This is a genomic window from Klebsiella sp. CB_Kp196 (assembly GCF_040061575.1).
Taxonomy (GTDB): domain Bacteria; phylum Pseudomonadota; class Gammaproteobacteria; order Enterobacterales; family Enterobacteriaceae; genus Klebsiella; species Klebsiella michiganensis.
In genome coordinates this window covers 12,695-28,167 of the sequence record NZ_JBEAFH010000040.1, presented here as the reverse complement: position 1 = coordinate 28,167, position 15,473 = coordinate 12,695, and the positions used below count along the sequence as shown (strand labels likewise).

Sequence of the window (15,473 nt, the reverse complement as noted above, 5' to 3'; positions counted from 1 at the left end):
TTTTCTAAATCGCTTTCTCGCCTATTCGTTTATACAGTCAGTTTAACCATGGTTTAACCCTATAAAGATTATGCTTAAACTTTCTGTATGCTTATTGACCTGTAATTCATCCCGCTTATTACGGGAGGTGTTACCGCCGCTGCTCAGGGTGGCTGATGAATTTATCGTCGTCGATTCAGGCAGTACGGATGCTACGCTGCAGATTTGCCAACAGTTCGGTCTCTCCGTTCACCATCATCCTTATACCGCTCACGGTACGCAGATGAATTATGCGACCTCCCTGGCCCGCCACGACTGGGTGCTGTGTGTGGACAGCGATGAGATCCTTGACGACGAGGTGGTGGCGGCAATTCTGGCGCTCAAGGCCGGCGATGAGCCGGACCCCGCCTGCGCATGGCGTCTGCCGCGCTACTGGTTCGTGCTGGGTGAAGAGGTGCGCACCATTTATCCGGTATCATCGCCGGATTTCCCGGTTCGCTTGTTTAATCGCTCCGTCGCCAGGTTCAACGATCGGCCGGTAGACGATCAGGTGGTTGGCTTTACGCACTCTGCCCGGCTACCGGGATTCGTGCGCCACGATACCTTCTACTCCCTGCATGAAGTGTTTAGTAAGCTCAATAGCTACACCACGCGGCTGGTTAAACACCAGAAAATCAGGCCGTCTCTTGCGCGCGGAGCGATCAGCGCGATTGGCGCTTTCTTTAAGTGGTATCTGTTCAGCGGAGCGTGGCGAAAGGGCAAGGTTGGCGTGGTCACCGGGCTTTACGCGACCTGTTACAGCTTTCTTAAATACTTTAAAGCCTGGTATGCCCATCAGGACAAGCCGGAATCCGCGGCGGATAAGCACACGGATTCCCGGATGATTTAGTTTGTGGGCTTATCCCAGCCCTGCCACTTTAGCTGGTAATACTGCACCAGCGTGCTCTGAGTGATGCTTTCGCTAAGAATGGTAAAGAAGCGGCTGGCGTTGACCGGCTCCGGCGGGCGCTTAGATTTGCACTGTTTCACGCCGCGGAACGGATTGCGCGGCGGCTGAACGGACGGCGGCGCTGTGTTCGGCGTTGAGGTATCCACCTGCGGCTCGTTGAGCAGGCTGCTCGGGCGAACCAGAGTGATATCCGGCGGCAGGTTATACACCACCTGCTGCAGCACGCGCACCGTCGTCGGGTGCGGGTGGCCGATAGCAATGGCGGAGCCGTTGCGCCGCGCCAAAGCGATAGCGCGGTTGAACTGATAGCGGATATCCGCTTCGTTTTGGGTATCGTCGAGGAAAACCTTACGCTTAATCACCTTTACGCCGGTGCCCTGCGCCGCGCGCATGGCCTGGGTATTGCCGATGGTGACGCTATCGAGGAAGTAGAGATTGTAGCGCTCGAGCGCCTGCATCACCTTCTGCATGCCGAAGAGATTCGACGTCATGGCGCTGCCCATATGGTTATTCAGCCCCACGGCGTACGGAACCTTACCGTAGGCTTCGCGGATAATGCGCTCTATCTCGCTGCTGTTCATCTCCGGGCGGAGGGTGTCTTTTTCCAGCGGCTGTTTGCTGAGCGGCGCCATTGGCAGGTGGATGAGCACCTCGTGGCCGAGATTATGCGCTCTGGTCGCCATTTCTCGGGCGTGGGGCGCATTAGGAAGGACGGCAACGGAGATCGTCGCTGGCAGCGCCAGCACCTGGTTTTCCGTTTGTGGACGATAGCCAAAGTCGTCGATAACAATGGAGAGTTTGCCGGCAAAAACCGGCGACGCCATAACCAGCGTACCGGTTACCGCGAGTGCAATTCTGCGAAATTGAAGCAAAACTTATCTTCCCAACCACGGCTGTGGATTGACCGCCTGACCCTGGCGGCGAATTTCGAAATAGAGCGACGGACGGCCCTGACCGCCGCTGCTGCCTACGAGAGCGATCGGCTGGCCCGCCCGGACCTGAGTGCCGACGCTGACCAGCGCGCTTTGGTTATAGCCGTAAAGACTCATGTCGCCTTTGCCGTGTTCAACGACCACCACCAGGCCATAGCCCTGCAGCCAGTCGGCGAGAATAACCCGACCATCGGCAACGGCTTTGACCTCGGTGCCTTCAGACGCAGCGATAACCATCCCCTTCCAACGTAGTTCACCTTGCAGCTGTTCGCCATAGCGATGGAGAATTGAGCCGCGAACCGGCCAGAATGCCTGGCCGCGCGGTGAGCCAAGTCCGCCGGTGCGGGACATCAGCGAGCGTTCGCTTTCGGTAGGTTTGTAGGTGGTGCCTTTACGCGAGGCTTCCTGCTGGCGATCGCGCACATCCTGCGCTTCGCGGGCTTCGCGATCCGCCCGCGCTTTGGCCGCCGCCGCCGCCTGGGCGATACGGCCGCGCAGACGTGATTCGTTAGCCCGCATCTCGCTGAGCTGCTGCTGGCCTTGCTGAATGGAGGATTCCAGGCTGGCGAGGGTCTTTTTACGCTCGTTGCGCGCCTGCTCCAGCTTGCTCTGCTGGGCGCGCTGTTCGTACACCAGGGTTTGCTGCTGGCTCTGTTTCTCTTCCAGCATCGATTTTTGCACCGCCACGTCTTCGCGGGTTTTCTTCAGCTGGGCGATGGTTTCCTGGCGCGCCTGGTTCAGATAGCCAAAGTAGGCCTGCAGGCGCTGATTACGCTGCCCCTCTTCGCCGCTGAGGATCATCTGGATGCCGGTATGCGGCCCCTGACGAAACGCGGCGTCGAGCTGCGCGGAAAGGTTACGCTCCTGCGAGGCGCGCTGACGCTCCAGCTTGGCCAGCGCGGCGTTCATTTCGTCGATCTGCTTATTCAGCTGGTTCAGCGTTTCCTGGGTTTCGCGCAGCTTGCGCGCGGCGGCGGAGATGGCCTCCTCCTGCGCTTTTAGCTGGGCGACCAGGGAAGCGCGCTGCTGCTGCTGCTGCTTAATCGCCCGCTGTTTAGCGGCGATATCGGCCTGAATGGATTTAAGCTGGTCGCGATCGTCGGCGTGAGCAGATGCGGCGCACAGCAATACGCCAGCGCTAAGCGCGCTGGCGTAAAAGACGGATCGAACTGCCGTTGCGATCCATGTAGTTGAATACGTCGCCTTTCCCCTCATGGGGAAGGATTATTCCACGATGAACAGCGGCTTGCCAGTCATCTCTTGCGGGATTTCCATTCCCATCAGCGTCAGCATGGTCGGCGCGATGTCGGAAAGTTTACCGCCGTTGACCGCTTTGACGTTTTTATCGCCAACGTAAATCAGCGGAACCGGCAGGTTGGTGTGCGCGGTGTGCGCCTGGCCGGTGGCCGGATCGCGCATCTGCTCGGCGTTGCCGTGGTCTGCGGTGATCAGCAGCTGTCCGCCAACGGATTCAACGGCTTTGCTCACCTGGTCGATGCAGTCATCCAGCGCTTCGACCGCTTTAACGGCGGCTTCCATTACGCCGGTGTGGCCAACCATATCGCCATTCGGGTAGTTACAGATGATGGTGTCGAACTGACCGCCCTTGATGGCGGCAACCAGTTTTTCGGTCAGCTCAGCGGAGCTCATTTCCGGCTGCAGATCGTAGGTGGCGACCTTCGGTGAATTGATCAGAATGCGCTCTTCGCCTTTGAACGGCTCTTCAACGCCGCCGTTGAAGAAGAAGGTCACGTGAGCGTATTTTTCAGTTTCGGAGATGCGCAGCTGGGTTTTGTCGTTCTTCGCCATCCATTCGCCGAAGGTGTTCACCAGAGATGCCGGCGGATAAGCGCAGGCGACTTTAATGTCCGCGGCGTACTCGGTCAGCATGACGAAATCGAGGTTCACCACTTTCTTACGGGCGAAGCCGTCGAAATCGGCGTTAACGAAGGCGCGGGTAATTTCGCGCGCGCGGTCGGCGCGGAAGTTCATGAAAATCAGCGCATCGCCGTCTTCCATCGCCGCATCGGCCTGGCCTTCAGCGCGAATAACGGTCGCTTTCACGAACTCATCGTTTTCATCGCGCGCATAAGCGGCCTGCAGGCCCGCAACTGCGGTATCGGCCTGGAACTCGCCTTTTGCCAGGGTCATCAGATCGTAAGCCTGCTCAACGCGGTCCCAACGGTTGTCGCGGTCCATGGCGTAGTAGCGGCCAACGATCGAGGCGACGCGGCCTTTGCCCAGCGCGGCAAATTTGTCTTCGAATTTCGCCAGCGTCTTTTCAGCGCTGCGCGGCGGAGTATCGCGGCCGTCGAGGAAGGCGTGCAGATAGATTTTATCCGCGCCGCGTTCGGCTGCCAGCTCAACCATCGCCATGATGTGGTCTTCGTGGCTGTGGACGCCGCCCGGAGACATCAGGCCCATGATATGCACGGCTTTGCCTGCGGCAACGGCTTTATCGACCGCGCCGGTCAGTACCGGGTTGGCGAAGAAGGTACGTTCTTTGATTTCAACGTCCAGGCGGGTGAGATCCTGATACACGATACGGCCCGCGCCGAGGTTGACGTGGCCCACTTCGGAGTTGCCCATTTGACGATCCGGCAGACCGACTTCCAGGCCTGAAGCATCAATCAGGGTATGCGGACGTTTCGCCCACAGTGCGTCCATAACAGGGGTTTTGGCGCTGTAAATAGCGTTATCCTGCTGGTCTTCACGGTAGCCATAGCCATCCAGAATCACCAGTACCATAGGTTTTTTAGAAACCGACATTGCGACAACCTCATGCTCAAAGACAGAAAATTTGCGTAATTTTACTACAGCTGAATCGATCAAATCACCGTAAAAGATCAAAGAAAGAGGGCGGCCAGAGCGCATTGCCGCGGCGAGAGCGGTTTTTTTTCGTGACGGGCCGCAGAAAATACATTACATCGCGCTCACTGGCTGTATTTGCCGCAATGCACAGGTATACTCCTTCCCTGGTTTTTTTATCACTTAGTCGGGAGTTGTAACCCCCCATGCAAGAAATTATGCAATTCATCAGCCGTCACCCCGTCCTGAGCATCGCGTGGGTCGCGCTGCTGGTGGCGGTGCTGTTCACCACCTTTAAAGGGCTGATGTCGAAAGTTAAAGTCATCACCCGCGGTGAAGCGACGCGCCTGATCAACAAAGAAGATGCCGTGGTTGTCGATCTGCGTCAGCGTGACGATTTCCGTAAAGGCCACATTGCGGGTTCTATTAACCTGCTGCCGAGCGATATCAAAGCAAATAACGTCGGCGAGTTGGAAAAGCACAAAGCACAACCCATTATAGTGGTAGACGGCTCAGGTATGCAGGCGCAAGAACCCGCCAGCGCGCTGAACAAAGCCGGTTTTGAAAAGGTCTTCGTACTGAAAGAAGGCATCGCTGGCTGGAGCGGCGAGAACCTTCCGCTGGTACGCGGTAAATAATTTACCCGCGTCTTTATGGCGTAGCGCGGTTTTCCCTGCGGCGGCTATTCGTCAGCGGGAAAACAACGCCTGCGGCGTAAAACTCTCGGGGGTAAAAACAGGAGTGAAGTCATGGCCAATATTGATATCTATACCAAAGCGACCTGCCCGTTCTGCGTACGTGCAAAAGCGCTGCTGAACAGCAAGGGCGTGACGTTCAACGAGTTGCCTATCGATGGCGATGCTGCGAAGCGTGAAGAGATGATTCAGCGCAGCGGTCGAACGACGGTTCCGCAGATTTTTATTGATGCGCAGCACATTGGCGGCTGTGACGACTTGTACGCGCTTGATTCACGTGGTGGACTCGATCCCCTCCTGCGCTAATTTTTGCGCTCATCCCCATTGGACGGGCGTACTTAAGGACAACACGAAAGGGTTTTACTATGTCAGAACAAAACAGCACCGAAATGACTTTCCAGATTCAGCGCATCTACACCAAAGATATTTCTTTTGAAGCGCCGAACGCGCCGCAAGTTTTCCAGAAAGATTGGCAGCCGGAAGTTAAACTTGATCTGGATACCGCTTCCAGCCAGCTGGCTGAAGGCGTGTATGAAGTGGTGCTGCGCGTGACCGTAACCGCCTCTCTGGGCGAAGAAACCGCATTCCTGTGCGAAGTACAGCAGGGCGGTATTTTCTCCATCGAAGGCATCGACGGCACCCAGATGGCGCACTGCCTCGGCGCATACTGCCCGAACATTCTGTTCCCGTACGCGCGTGAGTGCATCACCAGCCTGGTTTCCCGCGGCACCTTCCCGCAACTGAACCTTGCGCCAGTGAACTTCGATGCGCTGTTTATGAACTATCTGCAGCAGCAGGCTGGCGAAGGTGCTGAACAACATCAGGATGCCTGATGAACGCGCTTAACGCTGCAATGACTGTGATCGGTGCCGGCTCTTACGGCACCGCTCTTGCCATCACCCTGGCAAGAAATGGCCACCACGTTGTGCTGTGGGGCCATGACCCGAAACATATTGCGACGCTGCAGCACGACCGCTGCAACGCCGCATTTCTTCCTGACGTTCCTTTCCCCGACACGCTGCATCTGGAAAGCGATCTGGCGACCGCGCTGGCGGCCAGCCGCGATATCCTCGTCGTCGTGCCGAGCCACGTTTTCGGCCAGGTGCTGCGGCAGATTAAACCGCTGATGCGCCCCGACGCTCGCCTGGTATGGGCGACGAAAGGTCTGGAAGCGGAAACCGGGCGCCTGCTGCAGGACGTGGCCCGTGAAGCGCTGGGCGACGCTATCCCCCTGGCGGTGATTTCCGGCCCGACCTTCGCGAAAGAGCTGGCGGCAGGCCTGCCGACGGCGATCTCGCTGGCGTCGACGGATCCGCAGTTCGCTGACGATTTGCAAAGCCTGCTGCACTGCGGCAAGAGCTTCCGCGTCTATATCAACCCGGACTTTATCGGCGTGCAGCTCGGCGGGGCGGTGAAAAACGTCATCGCTATCGGCGCCGGCATGTCTGACGGCATTGGCTTTGGCGCCAACGCGCGTACCGCGCTGATTACCCGCGGGCTGGTTGAGATGTCGCGCCTCGGGGAGGCCCTGGGCGCCGATCCGGAGACCTTTATGGGGATGGCGGGCTTAGGCGATCTGGTGCTCACCTGCACCGATAACCAGTCGCGTAACCGCCGCTTCGGCATGATGCTCGGTCAGGGCATGGATGTGCAAAGCGCGCAGGAGAAGATTGGCCAGGTGGTTGAAGGCTATCGCAATACCAAAGAGGTTCGCGTTCTGGCGCAGCGTTTAGGCGTCGAAATGCCAATAACCGAGGAAATTTATCAGGTATTGTATTGCGGAAAAATTGCGCGCGAGGCAGCATTGACCTTATTAGGTCGTGCACGCAAGGACGAGCGTAGCAACTAACTGCGATGGAACCTGGATCACCTGAATGACCCGGCCAGCAAAGAACTGGCCGGTCATTATTATATCGTCTGGAGTCAGCAATGCCGTGTGAAGAACTGGATATCGTCTGGAATAATATTAAAGCCGAAGCTCGGGCTTTAGCTGACTGTGAGCCAATGCTCGCCAGTTTTTACCACGCCACGCTACTCAAGCACGAAAATCTCGGCAGCGCCCTGAGCTATATGCTGGCGAATAAACTGGCTTCTCCGATCATGCCCGCCATCGCGATTCGTGAAGTGGTGGAAGAGGCCTACGCCGCCGACCCGGAAATGATTGCCTCCGCCGCCTGCGATATTCAGGCGGTGCGAACGCGCGACCCGGCGGTGGATAAATACTCCACCCCGCTGCTCTATCTGAAAGGATTCCACGCGCTGCAGGCCTATCGTATCGGCCACTGGCTGTGGAATCAGGGGCGTCGGGCGCTGGCGATCTTCCTGCAAAATCAGGTTTCCGTATCGTTCCAGGTGGATATCCACCCGGCGGCGAAGATTGGCCGCGGGATCATGCTGGACCACGCCACCGGCATCGTCGTCGGCGAAACGGCGGTGATTGAAGACGACGTATCGATTCTGCAATCCGTGACCCTGGGCGGTACCGGTAAAACCAGCGGCGATCGTCATCCGAAAATTCGCGAAGGGGTGATGATTGGCGCCGGGGCGAAAATCCTCGGCAATATCGAAGTTGGACGCGGGGCAAAAATCGGCGCGGGTTCGGTGGTGCTACAGCCGGTGCCGCCGCATACTACCGCCGCAGGCGTTCCCGCCCGCATTGTGGGCAAGCCGGAGAGCGATAAGCCCGCGATGGATATGGATCAGCACTTTAACGGCATACACCATACCTTCGAGTACGGCGACGGTATTTGATTGATTTCCCGGAGGCGATGCTGCGCATCTGTCCGGGCTACAAAACCGAGCGCTGTCTGGTAGCCCGGACAGGCGCTACGCGCCGCCTCCGGGAGAAAGCGAGCTCAGCTGCGCAGCACCGCGCCGGGATAGCCCAGCTGGCGCCAGGCTTCATAGACCACCACCGACACCGCATTTGACAGGTTCATGCTGCGGCTGTCCGGCATCATCGGAATACGGATTTTTTGTTCTGCCGGCAGAGCATCAAGAATGCTGCCCGGCAGTCCGCGGGTTTCCGGGCCAAACAGCAGAAAATCGCCGTCCTGATAGCTTACCGCGCTGTGCGCCAGCGTGCCTTTGGTCGTCAGGGCGAACAGGCGCTGCGGCTTTGCACTTTCAATAAAGGCGGCGTAATCACCATGGCGCTGGACGGCGGCAAACTCGTGGTAATCCAGACCTGCGCGGCGAAGACGCTTATCGTCCCAGGCAAAACCCATGGGTTCGATAATATGCAGATTGAAGCCGGTGTTGGCGCACAGGCGGATGATATTCCCGGTATTTGGCGGGATTTCTGGTTCGAATAAGACGATGTTAAGCATGCTGCCCCCTTAATTGCGGGGGGCAGAATAGCAGATATTTGGTTAACCCTCACCCTGCTCCTCTCCCGGAAAGAGAGCGGGAGAAAACCGGCGCCGGCCTGTGAGCCGGATGGCCTGATGAGGACGTTAACCCGCCTGCCGGACGGTTCCCTCTCCCTGTGGGAGAGGGTCAGGGATAACCGCCGCGTTTCCTGCTTTGATCGCATCAAAGGTCCGCAGCGCATCGGCGTTCTGGACTAAAGATTCACGGCTGATTTCGCCGATGGTTTTCGCGCCGGTCAGCGTCATCGCCACCTTCATCTCTTTCTCTATCAGGTTCAGCAGATTGGCGACGCCCTGTTTGCCGTGCGTGGCCAGCGCATACAGATAAGCGCGGCCCAGCAGCACGCTATCGGCGCCGAGGGCAATCATCCGCACCACATCAAGGCCGTTGCGAATACCGCTGTCGGCAAGAATTGTGATATCGCCTTTAACCGCGTCGGCAATCGCGGGCAGGGCGCGAGCGGAAGAGAGCACGCCGTCGAGCTGGCGGCCGCCGTGGTTGGAAACCACGATCCCGTCAGCGCCGAAGCGCACCGCATCGCGGGCGTCTTCCGGATCGAGGATCCCCTTGATCACCATCGGGCCGTCCCAAAAGTCGCGGATCCACTCAAGGTCTTTCCAGGAAATCGAAGGATCGAAGTTATTCGCCAGCCAGCCGATATAATCCTCCAGACCGGTCGGCTTGCCGAGATAGGCGGAGATGTTGCCCAAATCGTGCGGACGGCCGTTTAACCCGACGTCCCATGCCCACTGCGGATGGGTCACCGCCTGCCAGTAGCGGCGCATTGCCGCGTTCGGGCCGCTCATCCCGGAGTGAGCATCGCGATAGCGCGCGCCGGGGGTCGGCATATCGACGGTAAAGACCAGCGTTGAACAGCCCGCCGCCTTCGCCCGCTCCAGCGCATTGCGCATAAAACCGCGGTCGCGCAGGACGTACAGCTGGAACCACATCGGGCGCTTAATGGTCGGGGCGACCTCTTCAATCGGGCAGACGGAAACGGTAGAGAGGGTAAACGGAATACCTTTTTCATCCGCCGCGCCGGCGGCCTGCACTTCACCGCGGCGGGCGTACATCCCGCACAGCCCAACCGGCGCCAGCGCCGTTGGCATCGCCAGCTTCTCGTTGAATAAGGTGGTTTCCAGGCTCAGGTCCGACATATTGCGCAGAATGCGCTGGCGGAGCGCGACGTCGGACAGGTCCTCAACGTTGCGGCGCAGGGTGTGCTCGGCGTAAGCGCCGCCGTCGATATAGTGGAACAGGAACGGTGGCAGGATACGCTGTGCGGCGGCGCGGTAGTCGCTGGCGGCGGAAATAATCATCACAAGTTCTCCCTGGAATTTTCGTTATGGTCACCGGGCAGGCGGGTAATTCGCGCCTGGCGGGCCTGGTCTTCATCAAAGCGTTTGATGGTGGCGTGAACAAAGCCCAAATGGGCCATCATCGCCTGTCTGGCACCTTCCGGGTCACCGGCGATAATCGCCTCCATGACCGCCTGGTGCTGTTCGGTCAGGCGAGCGAAGACCGGCGGGACGAGATACATCCGCTGGCGGCTCTCCTTGACTGAGGACTGTAAAAGGTCAAAAAAACCGCGCATGGTTTGCAGCAGCACCACGTTATGCGACGCTTCGGCGATCGCCAGATGGAAGCGGACATCGGCCTGCGAGGCCAGGTCAGGGTCTTCGCTTTGGGTGGCTTCAAAGCAGAGGCGGATTTTCTCTTTTTCGGCATCGGTTGCCCGCATCGCCGCATGCCAGGCGGTACTGGCTTCGATGGCGTGACGGGCTTCGAGGATATCAAAGCTGTAATCGGGGTCGTCGGAGAGCAGCGTCTTCAGCGGTTGAACGATGTTTTGCTCCGACCACGCTTCGTGCTGCCAGCGCACGAAGGTGCCGCCGCCGCGACGGCTGAGCAGCACCCCTTCGTTGACCAGCATCGCCAGCGCTTCGCGCAGCGAATTGCGCGATACGCCCAGCTGCGCCGCCAGCTGACGTTCGGCGGGCAATCGCATGCCCGCCTCCAGCTTTTGTTCTTCAATCAGCGCCCGCACGCGACGGGCGACGTCGTCGGCAAGGCGTTTTGGCATCACTATCACGGGATCATCCAGGTTAAGACATACGCCTGCAGCGTGGTGATAACGCCGACCATACAGGTGAAAATCAGGCTGTGTTTGACGGTAAAACGGAACAGATCGGACTCCTTACCTACCAGACCGACCGCCGCACAGGCGATGGCGATAGACTGCGGAGAGATCATTTTCCCGGTCACGCCGCCGGTGGTGTTCGCTGCGACCAGCAGGATATCGGAGACGCCAATCTGCTGGGCCGCCGTGGCCTGCAGCGCGGCAAACAGCGCGTTAGACGAGGTATCCGAACCGGTCAGAAATACCCCCAGCCAGCCGAGGAACGGCGAGAAGAAGGTAAACGCATGACCGGTGTGCGCCAGCGCAAGCGCCAGCGTTGAGGATAGACCGGAATAGTTGGAGATAAAGGCGAACGCCAGCACCATGCCGATGGAGTAAATCGGCAGCGCCAGCTCTTTCAGCGTGCTGCCAAAGGTCGAGATCGCGTCTTTCGGCTTCATGCGCAGCCAGACGATGGAAAGCAGCGCGGCGAACAGGATGGCGGTGCCGGTGGCGGAGAGCCAGTCAAACTTATAGACCGCGGCGTACGGCGTGGCTTCGCTAACCACCGGCGGCATGCGGGCCACCATCTTGTCGAGGAACGGCACGGAAATATTAATCACAAAATCGTACATCGCGCCGCCGGGGGCGAAGAGCGCTTTGAACGGCGGCACGCTCCACAGGGTCACCGTCGCGGTCAGAAACAGGAACGGCGACCAGGCGCGAATCACCTGTCCCGGGGTGTAATGCGTGCGGGCCAGGTTCATATCGACCTGCGATGCGCCCATATCGCCGAAGCGGAAGATGCGTACCGGCTGCCAGCGTTTGAGGAACAGCGTCAGACAGACCAGCGATACCAGCGAAGAGATAATGTCCGGCAGCTCCGGGCCGAGGAAGTTAGAGCTGAGGTACTGAGCGATAGCAAAGGAGCCGCCGGCGACCATGACCGCAGGCCAGGTCTCTTTAATGCCGCGCCAGCCGTCCATAATCGCCATGATCCAGAACAGGACGATGATGGTCAGGAACGGCAGCTGACGGCCAACCATCTGGCCGATTTCGAAGCTGTCGAGGCCCGTCACCTGTCCGGCGACCAGAATCGGAATGCCCATCGCGCCAAATGCGACCGGCGCGGTGTTAACGATCAGACACAGGCCCGCTGCATACAGCGGGTTAAAGCCGAGCCCCACTAGCAGCGCTGCGGTGATGGCGACCGGCGCGCCAAAACCGGCGGCCCCTTCGAGGAACGCGCCGAAGGAGAAACCGACAATCAGCATTTGCAGACGCTGATCCGGGGTAATCGACAAAATCGATGAGCGGATAATGTCGAACTGCCCGGTTTTCACCGAGATTTTATAGACGAAGACCGCAGCGATAATAATCCACGCGATTGGCCACAGGCCGTAGAAGAAGCCGTAGATGACGGAGGCCAGCGCGTGGTCAACCGGCATTTTGTAGAACAGCAGAGCGACGGAGAGCGCAATGAGCACGGTCCAGGTCGCGGCAACGTACCCTTTCAGCTTGAGCTTTATCAGGGCAAAAAAGAAAAACAGAATCGGTAGCGATGCGATAAGACTCGATAGCCAGATGTTGCCGGCCGGATCGTAATTTTGTTGCCAGAGGTTCATGCAGGTCTCCATCGGGCCGTTATGATGCCGTGCTGAGTCTTGCGCTCTTAGCAGGTCACATCATTTGTAAAACTGGCCCAGCCAAATTGCGATTGTAGGATTAACGACAACGAATGGTTAATCAAATGTTATTGATGAGCAATATGTCTGTGACGAAAAATGATGGATATGTGAACCATTGGACGATTTAAGAAAACATTGGTAGGGCCAATTAGTGGGGAATGACGTTTGAAACAGAGCCTGTCCCGGAGGCGATGCTGCGCATCTGTCCGGGCTACACTCTCGCAGAGGGCAGTGAACCCGTAGCCCGGCTAAGCGTAGCGCGAGCCGGGGAGATTCACGGGATGAAGATATCAGAACGCGGTTTTTGAGAAGCCGGTCATCTCTTTGAGGCCCATTTCGCGGCCCAGCGCGGTCATCGGGTGGACAACAACCAGACCGCGTACGCTTTTCTTGAGCTTACCCATATCGGCCTGCTCTTTTTTGGTGATGGCGCGGCGATGCGGCATGCTCATCAGCTTTTGCGCTTCTTTGCTCAGCTTCTGGCCCTGAACCTCACGCAGGCGAACGAGTTCCGTCTCAATGGTGGCTTTCTCTTTTTCCAGCTCGGCGTATTTTTCTGCGGCGTCGACCAGGGACAGGTCGGCCTGCTGATGGTGGATAGCGTCGAGACGATCGCTCAGACGTTTAATTTCGTTTTTTTCGACTTCTTTCATGGTGGCTTAATCTATTAAGAAAGGGGCGTTATCAGACTATAGTATGTGCTGTCGCTTGGGTTGTGGGTAGTTATTTATCAAAACGTCGCCGTTTTTTGCTCATAACAACCGCAGCGGCATATTATAACTTATTGAACATAAAAATTATTTTAATCCAGAGTTGGCGAATATTCATTTCTGTGAAGCCTGACGGCCATTCAGCACGTTTTCCTCATCTGAAACCCTGTTTTTGGCTAATCCTTAATAGGATCATTCCCCCAAAAGAGGAGAGCGTGATGGCGAAAATAGGCGACAGCGTACCGCGCATTATTGATAAAGCCGTAGATTTTATGGCTTCAAGTCAGGCTTTTATGGAATATCTAAAAAAATCTCCGCGTTTGCAGCATATACCGCCGGATATCCCGGCAGATAAAGAAGCGCTATTTCTGCGGCGTCTTGAGTATTATCGTCAGCTTTATCGGCCGACGTGCGACCAGCAAGAGCCAGAATCAGAGCGTTGATTTTTGAAAGGCTTTTTTTAAGCTGATTTTAGAAATCAGCTCGGTCAGAGATAGCATCATTGTGGAACGTACGACCTGCTGGTAGCGCAGCTTTTGCATTGCCAGCAGTTCAGCATCGCTCTCATCAAATTGCGGCGTGGGCGGCAGGGCGGCGACGCAGTGCAGCTCGCCAAACGGTCCGAGGATCTCATCGTCGGTAAAGCTATACTCATTACCGTCGTGATTCAGCTCTTCGCGCAGGGCCATCAGCAGTTCAGCGTCTTCATATTCGGCGCGGCTAATCACCCCAAGGCCGTAAATCAGCTTCAGGCGTACAGAAAGGTCGCCAAGCGGCCCGTCGCCGTCCAGCAACGGCTCCACTGCGTATTTCACCGCGTAGTCGTCTTTACGGAATACCTGAAGCACCAGAATATTGACCGCTTCCGTCAGCAGTTCAACGGTGGCGATCAGGAAGCTTCTTACGGTTTTGCCAGCATTCAGACGTTCAAGCACACGGTTTTCAAATGCCTGTGTTTCTTCCATTATTGCCTGCATATCTGACATGAGTAATGGGCGCGGTTCGGACCGCGCCAGGTCTTGCCTCATTTGGTGGCGTTATAGTCGTTAACGGCTTCCGCCACCACCTCGCTTGCTGCGTCCAGACCCGAAATCTGCGCCAGCGCGGCCTGGGGGCCTTTCTCGGCAATCAGCGCCGCCAGTTCCTGCGCCTGCGGGTCTTCTTCGCTGCGGAAGTGCATGGCAGCGGCGATCCCTTTCACCAGATTGCGGTGCGGCAGGCCGTATTCCAGCGTACCGAGCAGCGGCTTAATTAAGCGGTCGCCCGCGCTCAGTTTGCGCAGCGGCTGGCGGCCAACGCGCTCAACGTCATCCTTCAGATACGGGTTCTCAAAACGACCGATAATTTTCTGGATGTAAGCGGCGTGCTTTTGCGCATCAAAGGCATAGCGTTTGATCAGCACCGCGCCGCTCTCTTCCATGGCGCCTTTGACCACGGCGCGAATGTGCTCATCAAGAATCGCGTCGCGAATCGTCTGATGACCCGCCAGTTTTCCGAGGTAGGCGGTTATAGCATGTCCGGTGTTTAAGGTGAATAGCTTACGTTCGACAAATGCCATCAGGTTATCGGTTAATTCCATACCTGGGATGTTCGGCAGTTCGCCTTTGAACTGGGTCTTATCGACAATCCACTCGCTGAAGGTTTCCACGGTGACTTCCAGCGGGTCGCGAGTGGCGGAAGCCGACGGCGGAACGATGCGGTCAACGGCGGAATCAACGAAGCCGACATTGGCTTCAACCCAGGCTTTGTCTTCTTCGGCGAGGGCGTTAAAAACGTGACCCTTCAGCTGGGTGGTGCCGCGGACCATGTTCTCGCAGGCGATGATATTCAGCGGGGCGGTAATCCCCTGCGCCTTACGTTTGGCCAGGCCTTTGGCAATCGCCGGGGCGATGCGTTCCAGCACGACCGGGCCGACGGCGGTGGTCACCAGATCCACGCTGGCAATCAGCTCTACAACTTCGTCGCCGATGCTGCTGACGGCGTCAACGCCGGAAACGGTATCGACCTGCTCATTCTCGCCGACCACGTGAACCTGGTAGCTATGACGGGCATTCAGGGCATCGAGCACGACCTGATTTACATCCGCAAACGTCAGCTGTATCCCCGCGTCCGCCAGCAGTTTGCCGATAAAGCCACGACCGATATTACCTGCGCCAAAATGTAATGCTTTCATAGTATTAACCTTCAATTAATGTTTTTACCTGAGAGGGCTGGGGTCAGG

Annotated in this window: 17 protein-coding genes; 7 read left to right on the top strand and 10 right to left on the bottom strand. The window is 57.6% G+C overall.

The genetic code is table 11. The annotated features are described in order from the left end of the window. Positions 1-70: 70 nt before the first annotated feature. Entirely contained in the window at positions 71-868 is a 798-nt protein-coding gene (locus tag ABLU87_RS11895; protein WP_014227237.1) for a glycosyltransferase family 2 protein, read from the top strand. On the opposite strand, the gene ABLU87_RS11890 is transcribed toward ABLU87_RS11895, so the two are convergent. The 3 genes from ABLU87_RS11890 to gpmM are packed head-to-tail and all read right to left on the bottom strand — an operon-like array spanning position 865 to position 4,629. Next, a complete protein-coding gene (locus ABLU87_RS11890; RefSeq protein WP_038423860.1) occupies positions 865-1,800 on the bottom strand; it encodes a divergent polysaccharide deacetylase family protein in 936 nt (311 codons plus the stop codon). The two genes, ABLU87_RS11895 and ABLU87_RS11890, sit on opposite strands and share 4 nt — an antisense overlap. Positions 1,801-1,803: 3 nt before the next feature. Beyond that, entirely contained in the window at positions 1,804-3,075 is a 1,272-nt protein-coding gene (gene envC / locus ABLU87_RS11885; protein WP_025107808.1) for a murein hydrolase activator EnvC, read from the bottom strand. Positions 3,076-3,084: 9 nt separating this feature from the next. Next, the gene (gene gpmM / locus ABLU87_RS11880; protein WP_014227235.1) at positions 3,085-4,629 is read right to left on the bottom strand and encodes a 2,3-bisphosphoglycerate-independent phosphoglycerate mutase; all 1,545 of its coding nucleotides are present in this window, start codon (positions 4,627-4,629) and stop codon (positions 3,085-3,087) included. A gap of 245 nt (positions 4,630-4,874) precedes the next feature. Here gpmM and ABLU87_RS11875 point away from each other — a divergent pair, with 245 nt between their 5' ends. From ABLU87_RS11875 to cysE, 5 genes are all read left to right on the top strand, one after another. Then, complete coding sequence (locus ABLU87_RS11875) at positions 4,875-5,306, top strand: rhodanese-like domain-containing protein (protein ID WP_004126582.1); 432 nt, start codon at positions 4,875-4,877, stop codon at positions 5,304-5,306. A gap of 111 nt (positions 5,307-5,417) precedes the next feature. Continuing rightward, positions 5,418-5,669 carry a glutaredoxin 3 gene (gene grxC / locus ABLU87_RS11870; protein ID WP_004106850.1) on the top strand — a complete coding sequence of 84 codons (252 nt, stop codon included), beginning with the start codon at positions 5,418-5,420 and terminating at the stop codon, positions 5,667-5,669. A gap of 59 nt (positions 5,670-5,728) precedes the next feature. Continuing rightward, on the top strand, positions 5,729-6,196 hold the full coding sequence (secB, locus tag ABLU87_RS11865; RefSeq protein ID WP_004106849.1) for a protein-export chaperone SecB: 468 nt from the start codon (positions 5,729-5,731) through the stop codon (positions 6,194-6,196). Continuing rightward, the gene (gpsA, locus tag ABLU87_RS11860; protein ID WP_004855462.1) at positions 6,196-7,212 is read left to right on the top strand and encodes an NAD(P)H-dependent glycerol-3-phosphate dehydrogenase; all 1,017 of its coding nucleotides are present in this window, start codon (positions 6,196-6,198) and stop codon (positions 7,210-7,212) included. The genes secB and gpsA overlap by 1 nt, the downstream gene beginning before the upstream one ends. An 80-nt stretch (positions 7,213-7,292) precedes the next feature. Beyond that, positions 7,293-8,114, top strand: coding sequence for a serine O-acetyltransferase (gene cysE / locus ABLU87_RS11855; RefSeq protein ID WP_004106845.1), 822 nt, complete (start codon positions 7,293-7,295; stop codon positions 8,112-8,114). 104 nt (positions 8,115-8,218) lie between these two features. Here the strand turns inward: cysE and trmL are convergent, their stop codons facing one another. The 5 genes from trmL to ABLU87_RS11830 form a co-directional block, all read right to left on the bottom strand. Further along, on the bottom strand, positions 8,219-8,692 hold the full coding sequence (gene trmL / locus ABLU87_RS11850) for a tRNA (uridine(34)/cytosine(34)/5-carboxymethylaminomethyluridine(34)-2'-O)-methyltransferase TrmL (protein WP_122116746.1): 474 nt from the start codon (positions 8,690-8,692) through the stop codon (positions 8,219-8,221). Positions 8,693-8,818: 126 nt separating this feature from the next. Continuing rightward, positions 8,819-10,054, bottom strand: coding sequence for an FMN-dependent L-lactate dehydrogenase LldD (lldD, locus tag ABLU87_RS11845; RefSeq protein ID WP_025106767.1), 1,236 nt, complete (start codon positions 10,052-10,054; stop codon positions 8,819-8,821). Beyond that, positions 10,054-10,827 (bottom strand): transcriptional regulator LldR, encoded by a 774-nt coding sequence (gene lldR, locus ABLU87_RS11840; protein ID WP_014227231.1) that lies wholly within the window; start codon positions 10,825-10,827, stop codon positions 10,054-10,056. The genes lldD and lldR overlap by 1 nt, the downstream gene beginning before the upstream one ends. Next, complete coding sequence (gene lldP, locus ABLU87_RS11835) at positions 10,824-12,479, bottom strand: L-lactate permease (RefSeq protein WP_014227230.1); 1,656 nt, start codon at positions 12,477-12,479, stop codon at positions 10,824-10,826. The genes lldR and lldP overlap by 4 nt, the downstream gene beginning before the upstream one ends. A 353-nt stretch (positions 12,480-12,832) precedes the next feature. After that, positions 12,833-13,195, bottom strand: coding sequence for a YibL family ribosome-associated protein (locus ABLU87_RS11830; protein ID WP_014227229.1), 363 nt, complete (start codon positions 13,193-13,195; stop codon positions 12,833-12,835). A 275-nt stretch (positions 13,196-13,470) separates the two neighbouring features. On the opposite strand from ABLU87_RS11830, the gene ABLU87_RS11825 reads away from it, so the two are divergent. Beyond that, positions 13,471-13,695 (top strand): hypothetical protein, encoded by a 225-nt coding sequence (locus ABLU87_RS11825; RefSeq protein WP_004855451.1) that lies wholly within the window; start codon positions 13,471-13,473, stop codon positions 13,693-13,695. On the opposite strand, the gene mtlR is transcribed toward ABLU87_RS11825, so the two are convergent. Further along, positions 13,684-14,280 (bottom strand): mannitol operon repressor MtlR, encoded by a 597-nt coding sequence (gene mtlR / locus ABLU87_RS11820; protein WP_014227228.1) that lies wholly within the window; start codon positions 14,278-14,280, stop codon positions 13,684-13,686. The genes ABLU87_RS11825 and mtlR overlap by 12 nt on opposite strands. Continuing rightward, positions 14,277-15,425: a mannitol-1-phosphate 5-dehydrogenase gene (mtlD, locus tag ABLU87_RS11815; RefSeq protein WP_014839780.1), complete on the bottom strand. Its 1,149-nt coding sequence runs from the start codon at positions 15,423-15,425 to the stop codon at positions 14,277-14,279. Before mtlD ends, mtlR begins: the two co-directional genes overlap by 4 nt. Positions 15,426-15,473 lie beyond the last annotated feature (48 nt).